Here is a 25,822-nt window from a genome sequence, read left to right as displayed (position 1 = left end):
CGCGCCTACACTCGGAGGAGTCGTCCGCACGTCACCCGGGGGCGATCACAGGCCATGGCTTGGAGGGCGAGCAGGTGACCGCGACCTCATCCTCATCACACCCGTCGGGCGATCCGGCGGACGATCCGGCAGCGCGGTTCGCCTCGGAGTTACGGGCCCTGCGCCACTCGGCCGGTAGCCCGACCTACCGTCAGATGGCGGCGCGTACGGGACAGTCGTCCAGCGCCTTGTCCGCGGCTGCGCAGGGCGGGCGACTTCCGCCCCTGGACGTCGCCCTGGCCTACGCCGAAGCCTGCGACGGGGACCGCGCGGAGTGGGAACGGCGGTGGCGGGCAGCGAGGTCCGAGGGCGTCACCCCACCGATGCCACCGCCGCCACCGGGGCCGGGGCGGCGGTGGGGGGCCGTTGCCGCTGCCGGTGCCGGCGCGCTGGTGCTGGTGGTCGCCGGGGTCGTGCTCGCGAATCGGCCGGGGCACAGGCCGCCGCCCTCGGGAGCTGCCGCCGCCTCCCGCTTCTTCGCCGATGGCGACGTCTTCAATCAGCTGCATCCGCCTCATCAACTTGATGCGGATTCAGCGGCGTTGGCTGGCGAACTGCTCGCTCCGGGCCGGGCGCGGTTGTCCACCGGTACCGCCGGTCTTCCGGTGTACCGGGCCACCTCCAGCACCCCGGCCTACGAGATCACCCCGCGCGAGCACGTCGGCAGCTGGGGGCCCGACCCGTTCAAGGGCATCGGCTTCCCCTGGGACGCGTCGTGGAAGGCGCCGAAGCGCGAATGGACGGTGGTGATCGCACCGGACGGGCGGGCCGTGGAGTGCTGGCGGATCAAGGTGCAGGGTGGCAGGCCGAGTTGCGAGTGGGGGGCCGTGTCCGACAGCCGCCACAAATCCGTCGTCCGCACGGGCCAGGCCACCGGCAGCGGTCTGTCCCGGCTCGCGGGAATGATCACCCGCGCGGACTGGAAGGCCGGCCGTATCGCTCACGCCCTGAGCTTCGGCGCCCCGGACAACAACGGTCAGTACGTCCTCCCTGCGGTGGGCAGCGACGGCCGGGAGAAGGGCCGTTGGCGCGAGGGGCAGTTCATCTGGCTCGACCCCGCGTACGACATCGACGCCGACACCACGCTCAAGCCGTACGAGCGGATGGTCGCCAAGGCACTGCAGGAGTACGGCGCTTTCGACGTCAAGAACGCCGACGAGTTCAGCTTCATGTCCGAGTACGGATCGAAGCCGCCGGGCGACACCACGGGCTCCTACGCACCCCTCACCGGTATCAAGTTCGCGAAGTATCTGCGGGTCGGGACGGTATCGCCCTCCTCGTAGGCGGCTTCGGCGAGGCGGACGCGGTGGAGGTGTGGAACGGGCCCTACACCCTGGACGACGAGGTGTCGGTGGCGGACTGGGACAACACCCTGGTCAGCAACGGCCGGAACTGGACCCCGGCGATGGGCAACAGCGACGCCCACAAGGACCCCGACCGGATCGGCACCCCGCAGACGGTCGTCCTGGCCGACGAACTCAGCAGGGACGCGATCCTGACGGGCATCCGCGCGGGCCATTCATACATCACCGAGTCCTCAGCGGTCTCCCTCACCTTCGGCGCCACAGGCGGCCGCGCCGCCCACGCGGGCATCGGCGACCGCCTCCGGGTGGCCCCCGAAACCCCGGTGACGGTACGCCTCGACGTCACGGGCGCCCCCGGCTGCACAGCGAACTTCGTCACGGACCAGGGCACGCTGTACTCCACCCCCCTGCCCAAGTCCGGCACAGGCACAGCGGAATGGCACACCACACCCGCGTACGCCGCCTACGTACGCGCCGAGATCCGGCACACCCCGACGACTGCGGGGCTGCCAGGAGCACTGACGGCGCTGACCAATCCGGTGTTTCTGGGACGGTGAGGGGGCTGCCTTCCAGCCGGGACGGAGGAGAGCCAGGCCACGGAGTGTCATAGACAGGTCGATTTCGCACTCACACAGGTCGATCGAAATCGCGTGCCGCAGCCTCGAAAAGCTCTTCGCCAGACTCACAGCTTGATTCCCTTGGGCGACCGGGGTCCCGAAGCGCAGGAGCGTCATGCAGATCCTCATCACGTATTTTTCAGACGCCGCAGTCACCCGATCCGCCGAGCGAAAAGAATATTCGGCTCTTCCTCTCTCGTGCTCCACCACTCGATAACATTCTCCCTCACCATAAGCGTGAACCATTCGTAGCTCGAATGAGGTGAGGACGGTGACGCCGATTCCGCGTCTTCCCCAGGGAAACCAACCTGCAATTCCCATTCCTCCGCCGGGTGTACATGGCGCACAGAGATGGCCATCGTCAACCGAAGCTCACCCTCAGATACGTCAAACCCGGTCACGCGAATTTGGAAATCGGAGAACCCTGGTACCCCGAATGGCGTTTCGAGAAGTGAGCGTAGACCCGCAGGGACCTCTGTCATCATACCGAGAGGCTAGCAGGAGGCCGCCACGCTTTGATGTCCAGCCTCGTAATAGGCCGTTATGACGCTCTGAGGGCCGGGGCCGGATCCTCCGATTCCGCCAGGGTTGAAAACCACCTTGTATTTCATCGGCGGGCACTGAGTCAGGTTGAGGTAGTAGAAGCCGAACTTTTCACCGCCACGCGAAACGGTATTAGCGATCATCGCACTGTTGTAACCATGCTTCGGCTGCAGATGACGGTACCCCCACGTGGAAGTTCCACACCGCAAAGGGACAACCCTTGGGCCACGGTAGAAATTCTTCACTACATGCTGTGTCGACTTCACGGTGCAGGCATCCGCACCGTACGCCGTTCCGGCCGATACCGCAGAGACCCCGACGACCGACGTCGACGCCACGGCAAGCGCCCCACAAGTCGTAAATATCCGCCGTGCAATTTTACTGCGCAAAACCGCCGCCGTGATCCAATTGTTGAACTACCAACCACACCTTTACCGGTCACTCATGAAGGCATACGGGCAATCCAGTCAAGACAATAAACATCGAGTGATAAAAATGGAAGCACCCTGAATGGGGCGATTGAACACAAAACTGGGACTCCCAGGCATGGGATTCTTGTGCGAAAGTCGTCCAAACGTGATCCAGATCACCAAAGGGTTCACTGGTGGATACTCGCTGTCAACGCGCCTCAGGGCTGCCCTGTTGGCGGAGCGGCCAGTCCCGCGTGTGCGTGGCTGGAGAACTCGGCGCCGCAGGCACGGTGCGTCCTGCCCTGGTCTGGGCGGTGCAGGCGAGCGCGCCGCAGCCGAGGGCGATCGCTGTGGTCATGTCGAGGGGCGTGCCCTGGAGGAGCCAGGCCGCGACCACCGCGGCGGCGGGGATCAGGGCGAACAGCACCGAGGCTTCTCTGGCTCCCGTGCGCCGGACGCAGGCCGCGTAGCAGACCATGGCAAGCGCACTGGTGAGGACCAGGATGACCAGCAGGACGACGGCCCGCACCGGGTCGGAGACGTGCTGCGCGGTGGTGAGGGCGAGGGCGCCGGCCGGCGGGATCGAGCCGGTGACGCCGATGGCGGTGAACACGAAGGGGTCCACCCCGCGCAGTCGCCTTCCCTGGAGGAGGGAGCCCGCGGAGAGACCGCCCAGGGCGACGAGGACGGTGATCAGTCCAGGGCCCACGGCCGGGTCGGACAGCAGCCGGGGCAGGCAGGCCGCGACCACGCCCACCGCACCGCAGCCGAGCGCGAGCAGTCCCCACCGGTTCTCCCGCTGGTGCAGCAGAAGCCGGGCGAGTACGGCGGTGGCGACCGGGTTCATGGCGATCACCAGGGACGCGATACCGGCGCTGACGCCGTGCGCCATGCCCCAGTACAGCCCCAGGAACTGCACCCCGTGCACCAGCACCCCGCCGGCGACGGTCCGGGCGAGCATCCGCCCGCGTGGGAGGGGGATACGCCGGACGGCCACGACGGCCCACATCAGCCCGGCGCTGAGCACGAAGCGGAGCAGGATCAGCAGAAACGGGGTGATGGCGTCGAGGGTGAGCGCCCCGAGTGGGTAACTCACGGCGTAGAGAAGGACGGTCACGGCGGGAAGAAGGCGCTGGTTCATGACACCGAGCCCAGCACCACCCCACCTGCACCTGCGTGACCGATCACGAATCGCGATCAGAACTCTGCCCGCGGCCGGTCACGGCCACCATGGGAACATGACGACCCTCGACATCACCTGCCTGCGCAGCCTGGTCACAGTGGCCTCCTTCGGCGGAGTACGCAGGGCCGCCGGAGCCCTGCACCTTTCGCAGCCGGCCGTCAGTGGACATCTGCGCCGCCTGGAAGCAGAGCTGGGGTTCCCCGTCGTGGGGCGCCAGGGTCGCGGTATCGCCTTCACCTCCCGCGGCGAGGACCTGCTGCGCGAGGCATACCGGCTGCTCGGCGAGCACGACGACGCGCTCAGCCGTCTGCTGGGACCCGGCACCGGGGATCTCGTGGTCGTCTCCACCGAGTACGCCACCGAACCGCTGCTCCGTGCTGTCGTCCAGGTGCTCTCCCGCGACTACCCGGACCGGGCCGTCCGGTTCCAGTTCCGCCGCAGCGCACGGGTGCGCGAATCGGTGCACGACCATTCAGCGGACGTCGCGCTCGGGATCGGCGATCTCGGCCACGGCAGCCGGCACATCGCCGACCTCCCCCTGACCTGGCTCGGTCCCGCCGACCGGGCGCCCGAGACGGACAAGCTCATCGCCTTCACCGCCCCCTGCGCCATCCGGGAGCGCATTCTCGCCTCCGGGGCGGCAGCGGGCAGGCGGCCGCTGGTCCGCGAATGCATCGATCTCATCAGCCTGGTCGCCGCCGTCAGGACCACCGGCGGTGTCACCGCCCTCCCCCGGACACGGGGCCGGGACCAGGACCGGGGCCGGGACCGGGACCAGGAGCCGGGCCTGCGGCGCGTCGAAGACCTCCCGCCTCTTCCGGCGATCCCGCTGAGCCTGGCCACCAGTCAAAGGCTCTCCGCCCGGACCCGGGACGACATCACCTCCGCGCTCCAGGAGACGTGGTGCACCCGCACGTGAACCGCGTCATGGGCGGTACGTGTTCCCACCCCGGCCGGACGGCGGTACGCCACGCCTTCCCACCCCGGCCGGACGGCGTACTCGTACTCACCCCGGCCAGACGATCGACTGTGTCTCGCTGTACGCGTGCAGGGCGTACGAGCCCACGTCACGGCCCACGCCGCTCTGTTTGAAGCCGCCGAACGGTGCCTCCATGTTCCGGCCGATGGTGTTCACCCCGACCCCGCCGGCGCGCAGCCGGGCCGCCACCCGGAAGGCTCTCGCCACATCGCCCGACCAGACGTAGTCGAGCAGGCCGTAATCGCTGTCGTTGGCCAGGGCGATGCCCTCCTCCTCGTCGTCGAAGGGGACGACCACGACGACCGGGCCGAAGATCTCCTCGCGGACGACCCGCATGTCGTTGGTGCAGTCGGCCAGCAAGGTCGGCGCGGCGTAGAAACCCTTCTCGCACGCGGGGCGTTCGCCGCCCGCGACGACCGTCGCGCCCTCCTTCCGGCCGAGTTCGACGTACGACTCGATCCGGTCCCGGTGGGCCGCCGAGATCACCGGGCCGACCACCGTGGACCGCTCGGTGGGATCGCCGATCTTCAAGTGAGCCATGTACGACGTCAGTTGGGCGACCAGCTGGTCGTGGATGCCGCGCTGGGCCAGGACCCGGGTGGGCGCCGTACAGATCTGGCCGCTGTAGAAGGAGAAGGTGGTGCCGATCCCGGCCACCGCCGACTCCAGGTCGGCGTCGTCGAAGACCAGCGCCGCGCCCTTGCCGCCCAGCTCCATCAGCTGCCGTTTCATGCCGCGGCCGCAGACCTCCGCGATGCGCCGGCCGACGGCCGTGGAGCCGGTGAAGCTGACCATGTCGACGTCCGGCGAGTCGACGGCCGCCTCGCCCACCTCCGTACGCGTACCGCTCACCACGTTCACGACCCCGCGCGGAACTCCCGCCTCCGCCAGTGCCTCCGCCATCCGGAAGACCGAGAGGGGGTCCTGCGGGGCGGGCTTCACGAGCACGGTGTTCCCCATGGCGAGCGCGGGCGCGACCTTGCCCGCGGGGTTCGCCCAGGGGTTGTTGTACGAGGTGATGCAGGTGACCACGCCCACCGGGCGGCGGGCCGCGAGCGCGCCGAAGACACCGGCCCTGCCCATCAGGCCCGCCTCGTTGATCTGCGGGGGCAGACCCTGCTCGACCGGTTCGAGCGCGCCCTTCGCATAGCGCCGGAAGCGCGCCACCCCCACCCCGACCTGCATACCGCGGGCGGTGCCGGTGGTGGCGCCGCTCTCCGCCTGGGCGAGCGCCGCGTACGGCAGGAAGTCGCGCTGCATGAGGTCGGCGGCGCGGCCGAGGATCGCGGCGCGCTCCTCCGGCGGCGTCCGTGACCAGCCGTCGAAGGCCGCGCGGGCGGCGGCTGCCGCCTCGTACACCTGGGCGCGGCTCGCCTCGGGCGCGGGGCCCACGCTCTCCTCGGTGGCCGGGTTGATCACGTCGTAGTGCCCGCCGTCCGGCGCGACCCACTCGCCGTCGATGAACAGGCCCTGGTTTCCGTCCACTCCCCGCCCCTGCTGCCGGTCCGCGGTCAACGGGTCGCCACCGTCCTGGTGTCGCGGCCCGACCGCAGCACCGTGCCCGGTACGGCGCCGGTGATCTCGTCGTCCCGGATGGTCTCCACGCCATTGACCCGTACCGACACGATGCCGATCGCCCGTGAGTCGAGGCGGGGGCTGTCGCCCGGCAGGTCGTGCACGAGCGTCGCCGGGCCCGCCGCGATCCGCTCCGGGTCGAAGAGCACCAGGTCGGCGTGGAAGCCCTTCTCGATCCGGCCGCGTTCGCGCAGCCCGAAGAGCTGGGCGGGGTCGTCGGTCAGCATCTTCACGGCCGCTTCCAGGCCGACCAGTTTGCGGCCGCGCAGGCAGTCGCCGATGAACCGCGTCGTGTACGGGGCCCCGCACATCCGGTCCAGATGGGCGCCCGCGTCGGAGCCGCCCAGCATCACGTCCTCGTGCTCCCAGGTCCTGCGCCGCAGCTCCCAGGATTCCGGGTCGTTGTCGGTGGGCATCGGCCAGAGCACGGTGCGCAGTTCGTCGTGGGCGCAGATCTCCACCAGGCAGTGGAACGGCTCCTGCCCGCGCTCGGCCGCGATGTCCTTCACCACCCGGCCGCTGAGCCCCTCGTTGGCCTCGGAGTAGGTGTCGCCGATGACGTACCGACCGAAGTTGACGAGCCGTCGGAAGACGCCCGCCTCCTTGCTGTTGGCGCGCCGCAGCATCTCCGTCCGTACGTCGGGGTCGCGCAGCTTCGCGATCCGCTCGGGCACCGGAAGGCCGAGGATGTCGCCCCAGCCGGGGATGAGGTTCAGCGCGCAGAACGTGCCGAGCGACATGTTCATCGGGGTCAGGATGGGCATCGTCAGGGCGACGATCCGGCCGCCCTCCTTGCGGGCGCGGTCGCTGGCGCTGAGCTGGCGCGGTACGCGTTCGGGCACGGCGGCGTCGATGGTCAGGACGTTCCAGTTGAGCGGGCGGCCCGCCGCGGCGCTCATCCCGACGAAGAGGTCGACCTCCTCGTCGCTGAACTGGTCGAGGCAGCCCGCGACGATGGCCTCGATCTGGGTGCCCTCGTGCTCGCCGACGGCCTTGGAGAGGGCGAGCAGTTCGGCGGGGCCCGCGTGCCGGGAGGCGACGGGTTCGCCGTCGCCGTCGGAGTGGGTGGACGACTGGGTGGTGGAGAACCCCCAGGCGCCGGCGTCCATCGCCTCGTGGAAAAGCCGCAGCATCTCGGCGAGCTGTTCCCCGGTGGGCTGCCCGCCGATCGCGTCTGCGCCCATGACGTGGCGGCGCAGGGCGCAGTGGCCCACCATGAAACCGGCGTTGACGGCGGTACGGCCGTCCAGGGCGTCCAGGTACTCCGCGAAGGTCGACCAGTTCCAGGGGGCGCCCTCTTCGAGCGCCACCAGCGACATGCCTTCGACCTTGGACATCATGCGGCGGGTGTAGTCGGCGTCGCCGGGGTGGTCCGGGTTGAGCGGGGCGAGGGTGAAGCCGCAGTTGCCGCCCGCGACGGTGGTCACTCCGTGGTTCATGGACGGGGTCGCGTACGGGTCCCAGAAGAGCTGTGCGTCGTAGTGGGTGTGCGGGTCCACGAAGCCGGGGGCCAGGACGAGTCCGGTCGCGTCCTCGGTGGTGGTGGCCTGCTCGGTGACGGTGCCGGGTTTCGCGATCACGGCTATGCGGCCGTCGCGGATCCCCAGGTCTGCGACGTAGGAGGGGGCACCGGTGCCGTCCACGACGGTCGCTCCGCGGATGAGGTGGTCGAGCATGTGGTCTGGTCCCTTCTCTTGGTTCTTCTGGTCGGGGTGGGGCCCGCCGGGCTCGAACTCTTGGTTCTTCCGGCCGGTGGTGGGCCCGCCGGGCTCGCAGTACTGGGGGCATGGTTCCGGCCGGTGGGTACGGGAAGGCCGCTCCCCGTACGCACCGGCCGGAACCGGACGGCGGTCGTCCGGGATGGTGCCACCGTCCGCCCCGAGGTGACGGCCCCTACTCCCCCGCCTGCCGGAAGCGGGTCGTCCGGTGGACCGGATCCGTGTCGATCTGCGGGATGACGTGCTCACCGATGAGCTTGATGGTGTTGAGCGTGTCCTCGGGCGAGATCCCGATCGGCAGCCCGAACGACAACTGGTCCGCCCCCGCCTGCTCCCACCGCTTGCACTGCTGGAGCACCTCGCCGGGGTCACCGCAGATCATCAGCTCCTCCGCGATGAGCAGCTCGATGATCTCCTTGCTGTACTCGGGCAGCAGCTCGGGCCACTCCGGGATGCCGTCCGGCCTGGGGAACGTGTCGTGATAGCGGAACAGCAGCGACTGGAGGTAGTTCAGACCGCCGCTGACGGCGATCTCGACCGCCTTGTCATGGGTCTCGGCACAGATCGCGGTCGAGGTCACCATGACGTTGTCGTTGACGAAGGCGCCGATCGGCTCGGCCTCCTTCACCGCGTTCTTGTACGACTCGACGACCCACTCCATGTCCCCGACCTTCTGGACGCTGAACCCCAGCACCCCGAGGCCCTTCTTGCCGGCCATGGCGTACGAGGCGGGGGACCCGGCGGCGTACCACATGGCCGGGTGCGCCTTCCCGTACGGCTTGGGCAGGACCTTGCGCGGCGGCAGCGACCAGTGCTTGCCCTGGAAGCCGACGTACTCGTCCTGGAGCCACATCCGGGGAAACTCGGCGATCGTCTCCTCCCAGATCTCCTTGGTGTGGTTCATGTCCGTGATGCCCGGCATGAACCCGAGGATCTCGTGGCTGCCCGCCCCGCGCCCCGAGCCAAACTCGAAGCGGCCCTCCGAGAGGTGGTCCATCATGGCCACCTTCTCGGCGACCTTCACGGGGTGGTTGACCGGCGCCAACGGGTTGAAGATGCCCGATCCGAGGTGGATACGGTCCGTGGCGTGGGCGAGGTAGCCGAGGAACACGTCGTTGGCGGAGAGATGCGAGTACTCCTCCAGGAAGTGGTGCTCGGAGGCCCAGGCGTACTTGAAGTGGGACTTGTCCGCCTGGATGACGTACTCGGTCTCCTCCATGAGCGCCTTGTGCTCGGCCTCGGGATCGGCCTGGGCGCGCTGCTTCGGTACGTATCCCTGTACAAAGAGCCCGAATTCCAAAGGGGTTCACCGTCCCTAGGTCTCTGACCGCTTTTCTGACACACCGTCAGATCGCGGTGGAGTCGACTGTGGCACCGCGCACGGGGAGCGTCAATAGCTGACTGGTAGTCAGACGTGCCTTTCGCCCGCGGAGTGTGCGTCAGAAGACGCTGACCCCGGCCAGCCATCCGCCGTCGATGACGAAGGGCTGCCCGGTGATGTACGAGGAGTCGTCGCCCGAGAGGAAGAGCGCCAGTCTGGCGACCTCGTCGGGCCTGCCGACCCGCCCGAGCGGCACCAGCTTCCGGTAGAGCTCGTCCAGGGCCGCCGACGACTCCGCCGGATCCGCGTCCGGGTCCAGCTGGGCGGGGTTGCTCATGGGGGTGTCGATGGCGCCGGGGCACATCGCGTTGACCCGGATACCCTTCGCGGCCAGCTCCATCGCGGCCACCCGGGTCAGCCCGACGATGGCGGCCTTGGTCGCGGCGTACGAGCCGACGAACGCCATCCCGGTGAGCGCGGTGTACGAGGCGGTGTTGACGATGGTCCCGCCGCCCGCCGCCTCGATCTCCGGGGCGACCGTCCGGATACCGAGGAAGGCGCCCACCTGGTTGACCTGCACGACCTGCTGGAACTCCTCCAGCGGGGTCGTCACCAGTTCGTTGAAGCGCAGGATGCCGGCGTTGTTGACCAGGCCGTCGATCTTCCCGAAGGTCTCCCTGGCGACCTGGACGGCCGCGCTCCAGTCCTCCTCGCGGGTCACGTCCAGCCGTACATAGGCGGCGGACTCCCCCAGCTCCTCGGCGAGCGCCGCGCCCTGCTCGTCCAGGACGTCCCCGAGCAGGACCTTCGCCCCCTCGGCGACGAAGAGCCGCGCCTCCTGTTCTCCCTGGCCGCGTGCCGCGCCGGTGATGACGACGACCCGTCCGTCGATTGTGCCCATACCGCTCTCCCTGCTCTGGTCGAGGTGCGGACTGCCGATCGGGGGCTGCTGGTTGTCGGGGGCTGCTGGTTGTCGGGGGTCCCGGCTGTCGGGGGCTACGGGTTGAGGTGCGGGGCGACGTCGGCGGCGAAGGCCGCCATCTGGTCGGTCAGTTCGGTCCGGCTGCGGCTGCGGAACCGCACCTGGATCTGGTCGACGCCCATCGCCGCGTACTCCCGCAGCGACTCGGCGATGGCCTCCGGCTTGCCGGTCAGGGTCCGGCGGCCGACCGGACGGCCGGGCTCACCGACGTACAGCGGCTCGGTGATGGCACCGATCTCGATCGGTTCCGTCACCCCGGCCGCCTCCCTGAGCGCCCTGAGCCGGGCGATCTGCTCGGGCAGCCGCTCGCGCGGGTCGCCCTGCGGCAGCCAGCCGTCCCCCCGTTCGGCGGCCCGGCGCACGGCAGCGGGCGACGATCCGCCGACCCACACCGGCACCCGGCGCTGCACCGGGCGTGGCAGCTGGGCGAGGTCCTCGAACTCGTACAGCTCGCCGTGGTGTTCGGGGTACTCATCGGGGCCGAGCGCGGCCCGGAGCGCGTCGATGGACTCGTTCAGTACGGAACCGCGCCCCGGGAAGTCCGCCCCCACCGCCTCGAACTCCTCCGGTACGTGCCCCGCCCCGACACCCAGGATCAGCCGGCCGTCGCTGAGGTGGTCCAGGGTCGCGTACTGCTTGGCGTTGAGCAGCGGGTGGCGAAGCCCGAGTACGGCGACATGGCTCATCAGCCGTACCCGCCGGGTGATCCCGGCCAGGAAGCCGAGGGTGGCGACCGGGTCGTACCAGATGGTGCCCATGGCGTCGGCGAGCCGCCGGGGGATGGCCACGTGGTCGCAGCCCGCGATGTAGGCGAAGCCGGTGCGGTCGGCGGTGCGGGCGATCTCCGCCAGGTCGTGCGGGGTGGCGGCGGCCTCCCACTCCTCCGCGTAGATGGTGCTCTGGGACTGGACGGGCAGCTGCATCCCGTAGACGAGCTGCCCTTCGGGAAAGACCCGTGGCATGGGTGGGACTCCTCCTGTGTGCCCTACGGAAAGTGGACCGAGATAACAGGACCTCGCACGCTCCGGTGCTCATGCCGGACAGGACAGGTCACCCCGCCCAGAGACCGTCCTCCGTGAGGCCCAGCAGCTCGATCGCGTTGCCGCGCACGATGCGGTCGATGACGTCGGGAGCGAGGTGCCCCATCTGCGTCTCGCCGACCTCGCGGGACTTGGGCCAGGTGGAGTCGGAGTGCGGGTAGTCCGTCTCGTACAGGACGTTGCCCACACCGATCGAGTCGAGGTTCTTCAGCCCGAAGGCGTCGTCGAAGAAGCAGCCGTAGACGTGGTCGGTGAACAGTTCGGACGGCGGCCGCAGGACCTTGTCCGCCACCCCGCCCCAGCCGCGGTTCTCCTCCCAGACCACGTCCGCGCGCTCCAGGATGTACGGGATCCAGCCGATCTGGCCCTCCGCGTACATGATCTTCAGGTTCGGGAAGCGCTCGAACTTGCCGCTCATCAGCCAGTCGACCATCGAGTAGCAGCAGTTGGCGAAGGTGATGGTGGAGCCGACGGCGGGCGGGGCGTCGGCCGATGTGGACGGCATCTTCGACGACGAGCCGATGTGCATCCCGATGACCGTGCCGGTCTCGTCGCACGCGGCGAGGAACGGGTCCCACTCGTCGGTGTGGATGGACGGCAGGCCCAGGTGCGGGGGTATCTCCGAGAACGCGACCGCGCGCACTCCGCGCGCCGCGTTGCGCCGGACCTCGTCGGCGGCGAGCCGTGCGTCCCAGAGCGGGATGATCGGCAGCGGGATGAGGCGGCCGTGCGCCTCGGGGCCGCACCACTCCTCCACCATCCAGTCGTTGTACGCGCGCACGGACAGCAGCGCGAGTTCGCGGTCGGCCGCCTCGGTGAAGGTCTGGCCGCAGAACCGCGGGAAGGTCGGGAAACAGAGCGCGGACTGGACGTGGTTGACGTCCATGTCGGCGAGGCGGTCGGGCACCGAGAAGGAGCCGGGCCGCATCTGTTCGTAGGTGATGACTTCGAGTTTGATGTCGTCCCTGTCGTAGCCGACCGCCGTGTCCAGGCGGGTCAGCGGCCGGTGCAGGTCCTCGTAGATCCACCAGTCGCCGATCGGCCCTTCGTCGCCCTTGGCGCCCATGACCGGGGCGAACTTGCCGCCCAGGAAGGACATGGACTTGAGAGGGGCGCGGACGATACGCGGGCCGGTGTCCCGGTATTTGGACGGGAGCCGGTCCTGCCAGACATGGGGAGGTTCCACCGTGTGGTCGTCCACCGAGATGATCTTCGGGAATGTCTCCATGTTCTCCACCGTAGCGCTGATCTGACGAACCGTCAGCTACTGGTACGGCTCTCCCTGCGGAAAGATGCGGCAACGGACCGGCGCGCCGGTTGGCGGAGAGCTTGTGGAGAGGCACCCCCAGAGCTGACGTACTCGCCATGAGCAAGGCAAACTGGCCTGGGCAGGGGCCAGGGGAGCGGAGGGCCGCGAACCGGGCACCGCCCCGAAGCGGCAGACACGGCAGAGCAGACACGGCAACACGGCAGCAGGCACGGCAGGAGGCAGGGCAGCTATGGACCGTGACAGCGGGCCGCGCGTACCGGGGCAGCGGACTCCGCAGCAGAGCCGGGGCGGTGGGCTCACGTTCAGCGTGCTCGGACCCGTGCGCGCCTGGCGCGACGGGGAGGCGCTGCCGCCCGGATCGCCGCAGCAGCGCGCACTGCTGGCCGCGCTGCTGACCCGCGACGGACGCACGGCCACCGCGGGCGAGCTGATCGACGCGATCTGGGGCGAGGACCCGCCGTCGCAGGCGCTGGCCGCGGTACGGACGTACGCCTCCAGGCTGCGCAAGGTCCTGGACCCCGGGGTCCTGGTCAGCGAGTCGGGCGGTTACGCGATCCGCACGGGGGCCGAATCGGTCGACCTGCACCGGGCACAGCAACTGGCCGCGAACGCCGAGAAGGCCGCCGGTACGGGCGACCGCGCCACGGCGCGCGCCCTGATCGACGAGGCGCTCGCGCTCTGGGACGGCGAACCCCTGGCGAACGTCCCCGGGCCGTACGCCGAGACCCAGCGGGCCGCCCTCGACGAGTGGCGGCTCCAGCTGACCGAGTCACGGCTCGACATGGACCTGGAGGTCGGCTGCCACGCGGAGGCGGTATCCGAGCTGACCTCGCTGACCGCCGACCATCCGCTGCGGGAGCGGCTGCGCGAGCTGCTGATGCTGGCGCTGTACCGCAGCGGGCGGCAGGCGGAGGCGCTCGCCGTGTACGCCGACACCCGCAAGCTGCTCGCCGACGAGCTGGGGGTGGACCCCCGGCCCGAACTGGCCAGGCTCCAGCAGCGGATCCTCCAGGCGGACGCGGAGCTGGCCCGGCCGGCCGAGGAGTCCGCGCCGCCCGCCCCCAGCGCCGCCCGGCCTGCGCAACTGCCCGCGACCGTGCCGGACTTCACCGGCCGGGACGCCTTCGTACGGGAGCTGGGTGACCGGCTGGCCACCGCCGAGGGTTCGGTGATGGCCGTCTCGGCGCTGGCCGGGATCGGCGGGGTGGGCAAGACGACGCTCGCGGTGCATGTGGCGCACGCGGCCCGGCCGCACTTCCCGGACGGGCAGCTGTATGTGGACCTCCAGGGCGCGGGGGCACGGGCCGCGGAGCCGGAGACCGTGCTCGGCGCGTTTTTGCGCGCCCTCGGGGCGGCGGACTCGGCCATCCCCGACTCGCTCGACGAACGCGCGGCGCTCTACCGGACGACGCTCGACGGCCGCCGGGTCCTGGTACTGCTCGACAACGCGCGGGACGCCGCGCAGATCCGCCCGCTGCTGCCCGGCACAGCGGGCTCGGCCGCCCTGGTCACCAGCCGCGCCCGGATGGTCGATCTGGCGGGCGCGCATCTGGTGGACCTCGATGTGATGTCGCCCGAGGAGGCGCTCCAGCTCTTCACGAAGATCGTCGGCGAGGAGCGGGTCGGCAGTGAACGCAAGGCGTCGCTCGACGTGGTGGCGGCCTGCGGTTTCCTGCCGCTGGCGATCCGTATCGCGGCCTCGCGCCTGGCGGCCCGCCGCACCTGGACGGTCTCGGTGCTCGCCGCGAAGCTCGCCGACGAGCGGCGGCGCCTGGACGAACTCCAGGCGGGAGACCTGGCGGTGAAGGCCACCTTCGAGCTGGGGTACGGGCAGCTGGAACCCCAGCAGGCAAGGGCGTTCCGGCTGCTCGGTCTCGCGGAGGGCCCGGACCTCTCGCTGGCCGCGGCAGCCGCCGTACTGAACATGCCGGCCCGGGAGGCGGAGGACCTGCTCGAATCGCTGGTCGACACCTCGCTCCTGGAGTCGGCGGCGCCCGGCCGGTACCGCTACCACGATCTGGTCCGCCTCTACGCGCGTTCCTGCGCCGAGCGCGACGAACAGCCCCCGGTGGAAAGGGAGCTGGCCCTCTCGCGGCTGCTCGACTTCTATCTGGCGACGGCGGCCCGGGTGTACGCGATCGAGCGCCCGGGCGACCGGCTGGTGGACCACCTGGAGCCGACCACGTACGAGGGGCTGGTCTTCACCGACCGGCACGACGCCCAGGACTGGCTGTACGCGGAGGCGATGTCGCTGCTGGCGTGCGTACGCCAGTCGGCCACCGGGACCGGCACCCTGCGGCGGGCGGTGGACCTGCTGTGGGCGGCACTGGATCTGGCGGAGTCGGGGGCGAACTCGAAGGAGTACAGCTACGCGGCCGGTCTGCTGCGGGACGCGGCGCGCGCCGCGCGGGACGAGCGGGCCGAGGGGCGGGCCGCCCTCACGCTGACCTATGTGCACCATGTGTCGGGCCGGTTCGAACTGGCCGGGCAGGACGCGGGCGAGGCCGACCGGCTGGCCGTAAGGACCGGGGACCGGCTGTCCGGGTGCTGGGCGGCCAATCTGCTCGGCATCATGGACTTCTACCAGGGCCGGTTCGACAGCGCGACGGAGCAACTGACCCGCGCCGTCGAGGGGTTCCGCGACTGCGAGGACATGGCGGGCGAGGCGAGCGCGCTGTGCAACCTGTCGCGGCTCCACCTCGTCACCGGTGACGTCCCCGAGGCGGTGGCGCTCTCCCGGCAGGGCACGGAGATGTACGACCGCATGGGCCACGCCCTCAAGGGGGCCAACGGCCGCTACGCGCTGGGGCTGGCGCTGACCGAGGACGGACAGCTCACCGCAGCCGCCGAGCGGCTGACGGAGGCCCTTGAGGTGTTCCGCGACAGCCGGCAGCGGCTCTGGGAGGGCATGGCGCTCTTCCGGCTCGCCGAGGTCGACATCGCGGCGGGCCGCTGCGCCCAGGCGGCGGCCGGGGCGGAGATGGCGCTGACCGTCCTGCGCGGCATCGGCGGCGACTGGCGGCGCGGCAACGTCCTGACCGTGCTGGGCCGGGCCCTGTCCGGCATAGGGCAGTCGGGCCGCGCCCGGGTCTGCTGGCTGGAGGCGCTGGCCATCTACGAGGAGCTGGGCTCGCAGGAGGCGGACGGGGTACGCGAACTGCTGACACCGGTGGCGGCGGCCTGAGAGCGGGGCGGAGGCGGACCGCGCTTCGGGCTTCGGGCTTCGGGCTTCGCGCTTCGGGCTTCGGGCTTCGGGCTTCGGGCTTCGGGGCAGTGGCGGATGCGCTCCGGGGCGGAGACGGAAGCGCTTCGAGGGGCTCGGGCGGACACGATCCGGGGCGGGGACGGACGCGCTTCGAGGGCGGCGGAGAAGGACGCGTCGCGGCCGGTGAGCGGGTACGTTCCGCACCGGGGACCGGCAAATGCGTTCCGGTTTCCGGAGCGGATGTTCCCGTCAGGAGCAGGCGCGTTCCGGGGCGGGAAGGGGCCGCCCGGCCCCCTAGCGGGCGTTCATCGTTTGTTTATCGCGACCCGACATTCTCATTCCACGACGAGCCGTCGTGTCGGGGGGCAGGCGGCCGTCAGGAGGGCCCCGCACCGGCGAACTAAGGTGAGCGGCCTGCGGAACGTCCGTCCGGCCGCGCTCGGGGGAGCAGCCGGACGGGCTTCAGCACCACGGATTCACTAACAGGGGAGTTGACCACCATGACCGCAGAGCCGCAGAGCGACGCCGCCGTCGACCCGGACAACGCGCACATCACGGACAAGCCCACCGTCGCGAAGCCCGCGAACGCGCACATCACCGACAAGCCGACCACGGTGAAGCCCGACAACGCACACATCACCGACAAGACCGCGTGATCTGAGACCTGCACGACGGGGCACGGGGGAACCGGGGGAACAGTGGCCGTGGTGGCCCGGAGGGGGAGCCACCACGGCCGCTGCCGTATGTGCGCACCCATCGTCCGACACTCCCGTAACGAAAGAGCTGCCATGACACTGAAGAAGAAGCTGTTCGCCACCGCCGCCCTGGTGATAGCCACCGCCGCGGCCTCCGCGACACCGGCCCTGGCCAACGGTCACGTGACGGGCACCGCCCCGTCGACCGCCCAGGTCCAGGCCGCCAAGGTGGTCCCGGACAACGGCCACATCACCTCGGCCCCGCTGGAGTCCCGCGCGAGCTGACGTCCCGCGCCGACCGTGGGGGATGCGGCACGCCACACCGCGTCCCCCACCCCAGGACGTCAGACGGACCTCGTCAGTACGCGAGGCGCGCAGAGCTTTTTCAGGGTGGTCCCGCCCCTCACGAAGCACCTCGCTGACCAGCGGCTTCGCCTGACTGCGCGGCGAAGTGGCGCTCCACCTCACGTCGCTCGGCCTGGGCCGCGGCCATCTCGGCCTCAGTGACCGGCCCGCCCTGCTTCTCCATCCACGCCACCAGCTCACCCAGCCTTTCGCGCTCCCGGTCGCGCTCCCGGTAGCGCTCCCTCTCGCTTTCCCACCTGCGCTCCACAGCTGCGGTGAGGTACGCGCCGAAGCCACCGGGGCCGACCTCGCGAAGGATCTCCTCGGCCAGCTCCTCCGGGAGCGTCACGCTGTACTTCTTGGCTGCCATACCGTCCACCATGCCAGCCAATGCCGAGTTCGCGGACCGATTACCCCCACTACCCCCTCCCCCGCAGCTCCCCCTTCACCACCTTCCCGCTGGCGTTGCGCGGCAGGCCGGTCACGAATTCGACCTCGCGCGGGACCTTGTAGTTGGCCATCTCGCGGCGGGACCACGCGATCAGGTCGTCCGCCGTCAGGGTCGCCCCGGGGCGCCGGACCGCGTACGCCTTGCCGACCTCGCCGAGGCGGCCGTCCGGGATGCCGACGACCGCCACGTCCGCGATGTCCGGGTGGAGGCCGAGCAGTTGCTCTATCTCCGCCGGGTAGGCGTTGAAGCCACCGACGATGAACATGTCCTTGATCCGGTCGGTGATCCGCAGATTTCCTGCCTCGTCCAGGACGCCCACATCGCCGGTGCGCAGCCAGCCGTCCGGGGTGAACGCCTCCGCCGTCGCCTCCGGGGCCTCGAAGTACTCGCGCATGACGTGGAAGCCACGCACCAGCACCTCGCCCGGTTCGCCCGGTGGGGCCGAGACCCGTACCTCGGTGTCCGGGATCGCGCGGCCCGATGTCGAGGCGATGACCTCCACGCTGTCGCCCCCGCGGCACATCGTGACGATGCCGCTCGCCTCGGAGAGGCCGTACGCCGTGATCACCGTCGCGATGTGCAGCTCCGTGCGCAGCCGCTCGACCAGCTGGAGCGGGACGACCGCCGCGCCCGTCACGACCAGCCGCAGCGGGCTGAGATCGTGCTGGTCGCGGGCGGGGTGGTCGAGCAGGGACTGGTGGAGGGTGGGCGGTCCTGGCAGGACCGAGATGCGTTCGGCGGTGACGTTGGCGAGCACCGTGTCCACATTGAAGACCGGCTGCGGCACCATCGTCGCGCCGCGCATCAGACAGGCGATGATGCCGGCCTTGTAGCCGAAGGTGTGGAAGAACGGGTTGACGATGAGATAGCGGTCGCCCTCGCGCAGCCCGGCCAGCTCGCACCAGATGTCGTAGCAGCGCAGGGTCTGCGCATGGCTGATGACCGCGCCCTTGGGGCGGCCCGTGGTGCCGGAGGTGAAGATGATGTCCGAGGGCGACGCGGAGTCCACCGCGTCCGCGCGGGCCCGTACCTCGGCGCCGGAGACCTGCTCGCCGCCCGCCAGGAAGTCCTTCCAGGTGCGGAAGGACTCCGGGGCGTCGTCGGAGAGGACCACCACCTGCTCCAGCTGCGGAAGCGCGGGCAGCGGCCCGGCAGCCCCGCTCCCGGCTCCGGTCCCGCTCCCGGCTCCGGCCCTGCTCCCGGCGCCGGTTCTGCTCCTCTCACCGTCCGCACTCCCCGTACCGTCCGCACTCCCCGTACCGGCCCCGTCCCCCGCACCGTCCGCGCTCCCCGCAGCGCCCCCGCCCTCCCCGCCCGCCGCGCGCCGCAGCGACGCCACATAGGAGGTGCCGAGGAAGGTGCCGGTGACGAAGAGGAGTCTGGCCCGGCTGCGCTCCAGTACGTACGCGGCCTCCGTGCCCTTGAAGCGGGTGTTCAGCGGGACCAGGACCGCCCCCGCGGTCACCGCGCCGAGTGCGGAGACGATCCAGTCGACGGTGTTGGGCGCCCAGACCGCGACCCGGTCACCGGCCTCCACCCCGGACGCGATACACGCGGCCGCCGCCCGCTCGACCCGCTCGCCCAACTCCGTGTAGGAGATCCGGGTACGGCCGTCGACGACCGCCTCCCGTTCGCCGTACCGTTCGGCGGCGGACCGCACCAGCGCCGGAATACTGCCCCACTCCACATCCCCGCGCATCGTCTGCCTCCCACACCCAGTAGCCGGAACGCCGTAGCTGACTATCCGTCAGATTAGCTGTAGCCTTCCCCGCTGTCAGCAGTCATGACGTCCCCGGAGGTGGCGATGGCAGTGGCGACGCTCAAAGACGCAACGGCGATAGTCGGGATAGGCCAGACCGCGTTCGCCAGGCAACTCCAGGAATCCGAGAAGGCGTTGGCCTGCCGGGCCGTGCTCGCCGCGCTGGATGACGCCGGGATCGCACCGTCCGAGGTGGACGCCTTCTCCTCGTACACGATGGAGGACACCGACGAGGTCGAGGTCGCCAAGGCGGTCGGAGCCGGTGATGTCACCTTCTTCTCGAAGGTCGGCTACGGCGGTGGCGGCTCCTGCGCGACCGTCGCCCACCTCGCAGCGGCCGTCGCGACCGGGCAGGCCAACGTCGGAGTCGCCTGGCGCTCACGCAAACGCGGCAGCGGCCCGCGCCCCTGGAGCAACACGGCGGTGCAGCTGCCGACCCCTGCCCAGTGGACCCGCCCCTTCGGCCTGCTGCGGCCCGCCGACGAGATCGGCATGCTCGCCCGCCGGTACATGCACGAGTACGGGGCCACCCGCGACCACCTCTTCAACGTCGCGCTGGCCTGCCGCAACCGCGCCAACCAGAATCCGGCCGCGATCATGTACGACCGCCCGCTGACCCGCGACATGTATATGACCTCCCGGTGGATCAGCGAACCGCTCTGCCTCTTCGACAACTGCCTGGAGACGGACGGCGCCCTCGCCTGCGTGATCGTCTCCGCCGAACGCGCCCGCGACTGCCGCCGCAGGCCCGTCTACGTACACGCCGCCGCCCAGGGCCTGCCCGCCCAGCACCACGGCATGGTCAACTACTGGACCGACGAACCGCTGACCGGCCCCGCCTGGACGGCCGCCCGTCACCTCTGGAAGCACGCGGACTTCGGCCCCGACGACGTCGACGTGGCGCAGATCTACGACGCCTTCACCCCGCTCGTCCCGCTCTCGCTTGAGGGGTACGGCTTCTGCGGGCGCGGCGAGGGCGCCGGGTTCACCGAGGGCGGCGCGCTGGAGATCGGCGGCAGGCTGCCGCTCAACACCGGCGGCGGCGGTCTCAGCGAGGGCTATGTGCACGGCTTCAACCTGATCACCGAGGGCGTCAAACAGCTGCGTGGCACCTCCACCGCCCAGGTGCCCGGCGCCGGCACCTGCCTGGTCACGGCGGGCGAGTGCGTCCCCACATCCGCGATCCTGCTGAGGAGTTGAGCCCGGTGCTCCAGCCCGTCACCGACGACGACGGCGCCCCCTTCTGGGAGTACGCCGCCCGGCACGAACTGCGCGTCCAGTCCTGCGCCGGCTGCTCGACGCTGCGCTTCCCGCCCCGCCCCTGCTGCCCGCGGTGCCAGTCCTTCGACAGCGAGTGGCAGCGGATGTCCGGGCGCGGCCGCATCTGGTCGTACGTCGTCCCGCATCCGCCGCTGCTGCCCGACTACGCGGCCGAGGCCCCGTACAACGCGGTCGTGGTGGAGCTGGCGGACGCCCCGCACATCCGGCTCGTCGGCAATGTGGTCGCCGGGCCCGACGCCCCGCTGAACTCGGTGGACCCCGAGCGGCTGCGGATCGGCGCCCGGGTGCAGGTCACCTTCGCCGAGACGGACGGGGCGACCCTGCCGCGCTGGCTCCTGGAGCGGCCATGAGTCTGCGCGTCGAGAGGAACCAGGAGACCGGGGTCGCGGTCGTCACCCTCGACCGGCCCGGCCGGCTCAACGCCGTCGACCTGGCGACCGCCGGTGAACTGGCCGCCGTCTGGAAGGAGTTCCGCTTCGACACCTCGGTACGGGCAGCCGTCGTCACCGGGGCCGGGACCCGGGCCTTCTGCACCGGGATCGACCGCGCGGCCGATGTGCCGCAGCCCCCGTCCCCGTACTCCGTCGACGATCCGCTCATCGCGATCGGCCCGAAGGCCAACGACCTGTGGAAGCCGGTGGTCGCGGCGGTGCGCGGCATGGCGTGCGGCGGGGCGTTCTATCTGCTGGGCGAGGCCGAGTTCGTGATCGCGGCCGACGACGCCACGTTCTTCGACCCGCACACGACGTACGGCATGGTCAGCGCGTACGAGACCATCTACCTCGCCCAGCGGATGCCCTTCGGCGAGGTCGCCCGGATGGCGCTGATGGGGACGGCCGAGCGGATCTCGGCGCGACGGGCGTACGAGACGGGCTTTGTCAGCGAGGTGACACCGCCCGGCGACGAGCTGGCCGCCGCGGTCGGCTGCGCCGAGACGATGGCCTCGTATCCGACGGATGCGGTGCAGGGGACGGTACGGGCGGTGTGGGCGGCGAAGGAGGCGGCCCGCGCACAGGCGCTGGCGCAGGCCCCCCACCTCGTGGCCCTGGGCAACCTGCCACCGGACCGGCAGTCGGCGCTCTTCGGGGGCAGGAAAGGGGATTTCCGGGTGCGGTGACCGGGGTGGCGAGTGCCGGGTGCCGGATGCCGCGTGCCGGGTCAGTAGGCGTACTGCACCGAGTCGATACGGCACCTGGTGACCGAGCCGGCGTCCGACGGGACCGACATCGGCACCTTCACCGTGGCGCTGGAGTCGCCGTACACCTGGACGGTCGCGCTGCCCGTGTCCACGACCGAACCGCCCCTGCCGAGGAAGCTCATGCTGACCCGGTAGCTGTTGCTGCCGCTCGCCTTACGGGCCGACACCCGTACGGTGGCGGCGGCCGCACCCTTCTTCGCACAGGTCACCACGGTGCCGGTGGCCTTGGGGTCGGGCGCACGGCGGGTGCCGCTCGTGTGACCTGTGGTGGAACCGCTCGACGAGCCGTATGTGCTGTCGTACGTACTGTCGTTGTCGCTGTAGTGGTGGTGCGTGGTGGAAGTGCTGTGGCTCTTGCTGCTGGAGCAGCCGCCGCCGGAACTGTGGCTGTGGCTGTGGCTGCTGTGGCGCGAGAAGCCCGTCAGCGCGAGGACCACCCCCACCAGGACGGCACCGAACCGCAAACGTCGCATGATCATGTCATCTCCCCCGTTCGGCGGACACGGTAGCAGCAGGCACACCGCTGTGGTGGCAGGTGCCGGAAGCCCGGCGTAGCGTCGAAAACGAGATCCGGCGGAGGAGACCGAAGATGATGCGCAACGCCCTGGGCTCCCTCGTCGCTCTCGTCGGAGCGGCGGCCGCCGTATACAGCCCCTTCCGTAACTGGTACGACGGTCGCCACGGCAGCGAGTACCGCATCCAGGACCTCTTCAACGGCATCACGGCGCACAAGCCCGACGCGGGCGGCTCGATCCTGATCCCGTTCGCCTTCGCGGCGCTCATCACCGTGATCGGCATTCTGCTGCGCTCGCGCCTGCTGGTGACGCTGGCGGGCCTGATCACCATCGCCTTCACCGTGCTGTGGATGGTCCGCGTAGGCATCGCGGAACACAGCCTGGCCATCAGCTCCGGTGGGCGGGGGCTCGGCCTCGGTGTCGGTGACGCGCTGATCGGCGGGGTGCTGATGCTGCTGGGTGCGGGGCTGATGCGCGGACGGCGGGCGCCCGCGCCCGCGCCCGCGCCTCCGGGGGCGCCGGGGGCGGGGACCGGGGGTACGGGGGCGTATGCGGCGCCTCCGCCGTACGAGGATCGTGGGGCGGGGGCGCCGGTGGACGGGCCGTACGGGACCGGGCCGGGGGCGCCGGTGGACCGGCCGTACGAGACCGGGTCGGCCGGGGCACCTCTGGACCGGCCGTACGAGACCGGGTCGGCCGGGGCACCTCTGGACCGGCCGTACCAGCCGGAGGACGAGCACGACACGCTGTCGTTCAGTTCGGCCGATCTGCCTGCGGAGCTCACGGCTCCTGAGGAGCCGGGGGAGCGCGGCGGTTCGGGCGGTGGGGCCACGCGGGCTCGGCCCCCGGGGGAGTGACCGCTTCCGGGGGCTCCGCCTCCGGACCCCCGCTCCTCAACTGGCCCGGCCCGTGCCCGTCCCCTTGGCGGCGTCCAGGGCGTAGACGCAGCGGTCCTTGCTGCACGCGTACACGACTCCCCCGCGTACCACCGGTGAGCCGGTGATCTCGCCGCCCGTGGCCAGTTTCCAGCGGAGCTGGCCGCCCACCGCGTCCAGCGTGTACAGGCAGTGGTCCGCCGAGCCGAAGTGGATTCTGCCGTCCGCGACCACCGGCGCTCCGACCACCTCGCCGCCCGCGGCGAAACGCCACTTGGGGGTGCCGGTCACCGCGTCCAGCGTGTAGAGCGCGCTGCCGCTGCCCACATGGACGTTGCCCTGGGCGACGAGCAGCGGGTGGAGCGACTGCCGGGACTCGGTGGCGATGCGCCAGCGGTCCTTGCCGGTCGCCGCGTCGATGGCGTACACCGTGCCGAGGTAGTCGGCGAGGTACACACCGCCCCCGGCCACCGCGGGCCCGGGGGCGAAGGCCGGGGCCGACAGGAAGACCGCGGGGGCCTCGAAGTGCCAGCGCACCAGGCCGGACGTGCGGTCGACCGACAGGACGCGGGTGCCGGCCGCGATGTACACACAGCCGTCGTCGGCGGACGTCACCCGCACGGGCACTCCCCCGCACGCCGCCGCGTCGCCCACCGGGTACGACCAGCGCTCGGTGCCGGTACGCGGGTCGAGTGCGAAGAGGCGGGCGTCCTTCCAGACGTACACCGTGTCCCCGTGGATCGCCGGCCCTGACTCCGGTGTCTCGAAATCCGTCTGGGCTCCGCTCAGCTCCCACAGCTTCTCGCCGTTGGACGCCTCCCATGCCTGTACGCCGCCGCCCCGGGTGCCGGTGACGACGGTGCCGCGCTCGGCCTGGAGCGAGTAGACCCACGCGTCAGCCGAGAGGCGCCACCGGTCGGTGCCGTCGGTGCCGTCGAGCGCGTACAGGGTCGGGCCGTCGGAGGCGTGGATCAGACCGCCCGCCACGGCCATCGCCCACGCCACGTCCTTGGTCTTGAACTGGCGCCGCCCGCTGCCCACATCGAGCGCGTGCACCTCGAAGGAGGTGACGTACAGCAGCTCGCCCTCGACGGCCGGGGTCCCCCAGACGTCGTTCGACATACGGAACCGCCAGGGGCGCCAGCGGGTGGCCCCCTCGGGGGCCCGGGGGGCGGGTGGCGCGGCCGTCGCGGGCGCCGCCTCCGCTCCGTGCCGGCCCGCCGGGGGGCGTACCCACCCGGTCGCGGGACCGGCCGATCCGGCGGGCGTGGCGGCGTGCGCCCGGGCCTCGGCGACGCGCGGCCCCGGCCCGATGGGCACCTGGGCGCCCGGCAGCCGTACGGATCCGTCCCGCCACCCGGTCTGGTGCTGGGCCTGCGGCTGGTGTTGCGGCTGGGGCTGGTGTTGCGCGTGAGCCGGCTGCGGCTGGTGTCGCTGCTGTGCCTGGGCGGGCTGCGGCTGCTGTGCGGGCGCCTGTTGCGCCTGGGCCGACTGCGGCTGGGGCTGGGGCTGAGGCTGGGCGGCCCTGGACGGCTGGGCCGGCTGCGGTGGGTCGTACGACGGTCTCGGCGGCGGCGAGGGGTTCGCCGGACGCGGCACGGGCGCGGGCGGGCGGCCTCCGCGCCGGGTCTCGATCATCGCGGTGGCGCGGGCCGGCAGCCAGGCGGACGCGGTGCCGCTGTCGTCGCCGCCGGACGCGAAGAGATGCGGGGCCAGCTGCGCCTGGAGGTCCTCGGGGCTGGGCCGCTGGGTGAAGTCCTGCTGCATACACGCCTCGATCAGCGGGCGCAGCTCATCGGGCAGGCCCGACAGATTGGGGCCCTCGCGCAGCAGCATGAACACCGTCTCGACCGGGTTCGCCCCGTGGAACGGCGCATGGCCGGTCGCCGCGAAGACCAGCGTCGAGCCGAGCGAGAACACATCGCTCGCGCCCTTCACATTGCGCGAGTCCTTCGCCTGTTCGGGTGACATGTACGCAGGGGTGCCGACCGCGACGTTCGTCATGGTCAGCCGGGTGTTGGAGACGCCCGACGCGATACCGAAGTCGATGACGCGCGGCCCGTCCTCCACCACCAGCACATTGGACGGCTTGAGATCCCGGTGGACGAGGCCCGCGCCGTGGATCGACTGGAGGGCCTCGGCGATCCCGGCGGCCAGCCAGCGGACCGCCTGGGCCGGCATCGGCCCGCACTCACTCACTATCTCTTCGAGCGAGGGCGCGGGCACATACGCGGTGGCCAGCCAGGGCACGGCGGCGCGTGCGTCGGCATCGACCACGGCGGCCGTGTAGAAGCCGCTGACGGCGCGGGCGGCCTCCACCTCGCGGGAGAAGCGGACCCGGAACAGCTGGTCCTCGGCGAGCTCGGTCCGTACGGTCTTGATCGCCACGCGCCTGCCCGATGCCGAGCGCGCCAGATAGACCAGCCCCATACCGCCGGCCCCGAGCCGCCCGAGCACCTCGAACGGGCCGATCCGCCTCGGATCGTGCTGCGTCAGCTGCTCCACCACGCGCCTCCC

21 protein-coding genes and 1 pseudogene are annotated in these 25,822 nt (G+C 71.0%); 11 read left to right on the top strand and 11 right to left on the bottom strand.

The genetic code is table 11. The annotated features are described in order from the left end of the window. Nucleotides 1-74: 74 nt before the first annotated feature. The 3 genes and pseudogenes from ACWGKJ_RS23100 to ACWGKJ_RS23090 form a co-directional block, all read left to right on the top strand. A pseudogene (locus ACWGKJ_RS23100) lies at nucleotides 75-308 on the top strand (helix-turn-helix domain-containing protein); the annotation flags it as partial. Between the two features lie 273 nt (nucleotides 309-581). Beyond that, a complete protein-coding gene (locus ACWGKJ_RS23095) occupies nucleotides 582-1,322 on the top strand; it encodes a hypothetical protein (protein ID WP_385018138.1) in 741 nt (246 codons plus the stop codon). Beyond that, entirely contained in the window at nucleotides 1,223-1,900 is a 678-nt protein-coding gene (locus ACWGKJ_RS23090) for a CehA/McbA family metallohydrolase (RefSeq protein ID WP_385018129.1), read from the top strand. The genes ACWGKJ_RS23095 and ACWGKJ_RS23090 overlap by 100 nt, the downstream gene beginning before the upstream one ends. A 1,221-nt stretch (nucleotides 1,901-3,121) precedes the next feature. Here ACWGKJ_RS23090 and ACWGKJ_RS23085 read toward each other — a convergent pair. Then, entirely contained in the window at nucleotides 3,122-4,054 is a 933-nt protein-coding gene (locus tag ACWGKJ_RS23085) for a DMT family transporter (RefSeq protein WP_385018043.1), read from the bottom strand. Nucleotides 4,055-4,151: 97 nt separating this feature from the next. Here ACWGKJ_RS23085 and ACWGKJ_RS23080 point away from each other — a divergent pair, with 97 nt between their 5' ends. Continuing rightward, nucleotides 4,152-5,015 carry a LysR family transcriptional regulator gene (locus ACWGKJ_RS23080; RefSeq protein WP_385018041.1) on the top strand — a complete coding sequence of 288 codons (864 nt, stop codon included), beginning with the start codon at nucleotides 4,152-4,154 and terminating at the stop codon, nucleotides 5,013-5,015. Nucleotides 5,016-5,102: 87 nt separating this feature from the next. Here ACWGKJ_RS23080 and ACWGKJ_RS23075 read toward each other — a convergent pair whose 3' ends face one another. From ACWGKJ_RS23075 to ACWGKJ_RS23050, 6 genes are all read right to left on the bottom strand, one after another. After that, the gene (locus ACWGKJ_RS23075) at nucleotides 5,103-6,560 is read right to left on the bottom strand and encodes an aldehyde dehydrogenase family protein (protein WP_385018039.1); all 1,458 of its coding nucleotides are present in this window, start codon (nucleotides 6,558-6,560) and stop codon (nucleotides 5,103-5,105) included. Between the two features lie 26 nt (nucleotides 6,561-6,586). Next, nucleotides 6,587-8,326 carry an N-acyl-D-amino-acid deacylase family protein gene (locus ACWGKJ_RS23070; protein ID WP_385018037.1) on the bottom strand — a complete coding sequence of 580 codons (1,740 nt, stop codon included), beginning with the start codon at nucleotides 8,324-8,326 and terminating at the stop codon, nucleotides 6,587-6,589. Nucleotides 8,327-8,543: 217 nt separating this feature from the next. Continuing rightward, entirely contained in the window at nucleotides 8,544-9,668 is a 1,125-nt protein-coding gene (locus tag ACWGKJ_RS23065; RefSeq protein WP_385018035.1) for an LLM class flavin-dependent oxidoreductase, read from the bottom strand. Nucleotides 9,669-9,807: 139 nt separating this feature from the next. After that, nucleotides 9,808-10,590 carry an SDR family NAD(P)-dependent oxidoreductase gene (locus tag ACWGKJ_RS23060; RefSeq protein ID WP_385018033.1) on the bottom strand — a complete coding sequence of 261 codons (783 nt, stop codon included), beginning with the start codon at nucleotides 10,588-10,590 and terminating at the stop codon, nucleotides 9,808-9,810. A 95-nt stretch (nucleotides 10,591-10,685) separates the two neighbouring features. Next, nucleotides 10,686-11,633: an LLM class F420-dependent oxidoreductase gene (locus ACWGKJ_RS23055; protein WP_385018031.1), complete on the bottom strand. Its 948-nt coding sequence runs from the start codon at nucleotides 11,631-11,633 to the stop codon at nucleotides 10,686-10,688. An 88-nt stretch (nucleotides 11,634-11,721) separates the two neighbouring features. Beyond that, on the bottom strand, nucleotides 11,722-12,939 hold the full coding sequence (locus ACWGKJ_RS23050; protein WP_385018029.1) for an amidohydrolase family protein: 1,218 nt from the start codon (nucleotides 12,937-12,939) through the stop codon (nucleotides 11,722-11,724). A gap of 271 nt (nucleotides 12,940-13,210) precedes the next feature. On the opposite strand from ACWGKJ_RS23050, the gene ACWGKJ_RS23045 reads away from it, so the two are divergent. The 3 genes from ACWGKJ_RS23045 (at nucleotide 13,211) to ACWGKJ_RS23035 (ending at nucleotide 17,166) form a co-directional block, all read left to right on the top strand. Continuing rightward, nucleotides 13,211-16,165 carry an AfsR/SARP family transcriptional regulator gene (locus ACWGKJ_RS23045; RefSeq protein ID WP_385018027.1) on the top strand — a complete coding sequence of 985 codons (2,955 nt, stop codon included), beginning with the start codon at nucleotides 13,211-13,213 and terminating at the stop codon, nucleotides 16,163-16,165. Between the two features lie 521 nt (nucleotides 16,166-16,686). Continuing rightward, nucleotides 16,687-16,842, top strand: coding sequence for a hypothetical protein (locus ACWGKJ_RS23040; RefSeq protein ID WP_385018025.1), 156 nt, complete (start codon nucleotides 16,687-16,689; stop codon nucleotides 16,840-16,842). Nucleotides 16,843-16,974: 132 nt separating this feature from the next. After that, on the top strand, nucleotides 16,975-17,166 hold the full coding sequence (locus ACWGKJ_RS23035; protein ID WP_385018023.1) for a hypothetical protein: 192 nt from the start codon (nucleotides 16,975-16,977) through the stop codon (nucleotides 17,164-17,166). Nucleotides 17,167-17,284: 118 nt separating this feature from the next. On the opposite strand, the gene ACWGKJ_RS23030 is transcribed toward ACWGKJ_RS23035, so the two are convergent. After that, nucleotides 17,285-17,596 carry a hypothetical protein gene (locus ACWGKJ_RS23030; protein ID WP_385018021.1) on the bottom strand — a complete coding sequence of 104 codons (312 nt, stop codon included), beginning with the start codon at nucleotides 17,594-17,596 and terminating at the stop codon, nucleotides 17,285-17,287. 49 nt (nucleotides 17,597-17,645) lie between these two features. After that, entirely contained in the window at nucleotides 17,646-19,376 is a 1,731-nt protein-coding gene (locus tag ACWGKJ_RS23025) for a fatty acid--CoA ligase family protein (RefSeq protein WP_385018019.1), read from the bottom strand. A gap of 84 nt (nucleotides 19,377-19,460) precedes the next feature. Here ACWGKJ_RS23025 and ACWGKJ_RS23020 point away from each other — a divergent pair, with 84 nt between their 5' ends. Genes ACWGKJ_RS23020 through ACWGKJ_RS23010 form a run of 3 tightly spaced genes read left to right on the top strand, consistent with a single transcriptional unit; the run spans nucleotide 19,461 to nucleotide 21,834 of the window. After that, nucleotides 19,461-20,636, top strand: coding sequence for a lipid-transfer protein (locus ACWGKJ_RS23020; RefSeq protein WP_385018017.1), 1,176 nt, complete (start codon nucleotides 19,461-19,463; stop codon nucleotides 20,634-20,636). A 5-nt stretch (nucleotides 20,637-20,641) separates the two neighbouring features. After that, nucleotides 20,642-21,067, top strand: coding sequence for a Zn-ribbon domain-containing OB-fold protein (locus tag ACWGKJ_RS23015; RefSeq protein ID WP_385018015.1), 426 nt, complete (start codon nucleotides 20,642-20,644; stop codon nucleotides 21,065-21,067). After that, complete coding sequence (locus ACWGKJ_RS23010; RefSeq protein ID WP_385018014.1) at nucleotides 21,064-21,834, top strand: enoyl-CoA hydratase/isomerase family protein; 771 nt, start codon at nucleotides 21,064-21,066, stop codon at nucleotides 21,832-21,834. The genes ACWGKJ_RS23015 and ACWGKJ_RS23010 overlap by 4 nt, the downstream gene beginning before the upstream one ends. A gap of 41 nt (nucleotides 21,835-21,875) precedes the next feature. Here ACWGKJ_RS23010 and ACWGKJ_RS23005 read toward each other — a convergent pair whose 3' ends face one another. After that, the gene (locus ACWGKJ_RS23005) at nucleotides 21,876-22,394 is read right to left on the bottom strand and encodes a hypothetical protein (protein WP_385018012.1); all 519 of its coding nucleotides are present in this window, start codon (nucleotides 22,392-22,394) and stop codon (nucleotides 21,876-21,878) included. Nucleotides 22,395-22,504: 110 nt separating this feature from the next. Between ACWGKJ_RS23005 and ACWGKJ_RS23000 the strand changes: the two genes are divergently transcribed. Continuing rightward, entirely contained in the window at nucleotides 22,505-23,287 is a 783-nt protein-coding gene (locus ACWGKJ_RS23000) for a hypothetical protein (RefSeq protein WP_385018010.1), read from the top strand. A gap of 36 nt (nucleotides 23,288-23,323) precedes the next feature. Here ACWGKJ_RS23000 and ACWGKJ_RS22995 read toward each other — a convergent pair whose 3' ends face one another. Continuing rightward, complete coding sequence (locus tag ACWGKJ_RS22995; protein ID WP_385018008.1) at nucleotides 23,324-25,813, bottom strand: serine/threonine-protein kinase; 2,490 nt, start codon at nucleotides 25,811-25,813, stop codon at nucleotides 23,324-23,326. Between the last annotated feature and the right edge of the window lie 9 nt (nucleotides 25,814-25,822).

This window comes from Streptomyces sp. NPDC054757 (assembly GCF_053612185.1).
Note: the sequence above shows the minus strand (reverse complement) of the source record. Positions and strands in the feature narration are given on the sequence as shown.

Bases quoted from the DNA above. Each gene is read 5' to 3' on its own strand.
- ACWGKJ_RS23085 (WP_385018043.1), bottom strand. From the start codon at position 4,054: ATGAACCAGCGCCTTCTTCCCGCCGTGACCGTCCTTCTCTACGCCGTG.
- ACWGKJ_RS23080 (WP_385018041.1), top strand. From the start codon at position 4,152: ATGACGACCCTCGACATCACCTGCCTGCGCAGCCTGGTCACAGTGGCC.
- ACWGKJ_RS23070 (WP_385018037.1), bottom strand. From the start codon at position 8,326: ATGCTCGACCACCTCATCCGCGGAGCGACCGTCGTGGACGGCACCGGT.
- ACWGKJ_RS23060 (WP_385018033.1), bottom strand. From the start codon at position 10,590: ATGGGCACAATCGACGGACGGGTCGTCGTCATCACCGGCGCGGCACGC.
- ACWGKJ_RS23055 (WP_385018031.1), bottom strand. From the start codon at position 11,633: ATGCCACGGGTCTTTCCCGAAGGGCAGCTCGTCTACGGGATGCAGCTG.
- ACWGKJ_RS23050 (WP_385018029.1), bottom strand. From the start codon at position 12,939: ATGGAGACATTCCCGAAGATCATCTCGGTGGACGACCACACGGTGGAA.
- ACWGKJ_RS23045 (WP_385018027.1), top strand. From the start codon at position 13,211: ATGGACCGTGACAGCGGGCCGCGCGTACCGGGGCAGCGGACTCCGCAG.
- ACWGKJ_RS23040 (WP_385018025.1), top strand. From the start codon at position 16,687: ATGACCGCAGAGCCGCAGAGCGACGCCGCCGTCGACCCGGACAACGCG.
- ACWGKJ_RS23035 (WP_385018023.1), top strand. From the start codon at position 16,975: ATGACACTGAAGAAGAAGCTGTTCGCCACCGCCGCCCTGGTGATAGCC.
- ACWGKJ_RS23030 (WP_385018021.1), bottom strand. From the start codon at position 17,596: ATGGCAGCCAAGAAGTACAGCGTGACGCTCCCGGAGGAGCTGGCCGAG.
- ACWGKJ_RS23025 (WP_385018019.1), bottom strand. From the start codon at position 19,376: ATGCGCGGGGATGTGGAGTGGGGCAGTATTCCGGCGCTGGTGCGGTCC.
- ACWGKJ_RS23020 (WP_385018017.1), top strand. From the start codon at position 19,461: ATGACGTCCCCGGAGGTGGCGATGGCAGTGGCGACGCTCAAAGACGCA.
- ACWGKJ_RS23010 (WP_385018014.1), top strand. From the start codon at position 21,064: ATGAGTCTGCGCGTCGAGAGGAACCAGGAGACCGGGGTCGCGGTCGTC.
- ACWGKJ_RS23005 (WP_385018012.1), bottom strand. From the start codon at position 22,394: ATGATCATGCGACGTTTGCGGTTCGGTGCCGTCCTGGTGGGGGTGGTC.
- ACWGKJ_RS23000 (WP_385018010.1), top strand. From the start codon at position 22,505: ATGATGCGCAACGCCCTGGGCTCCCTCGTCGCTCTCGTCGGAGCGGCG.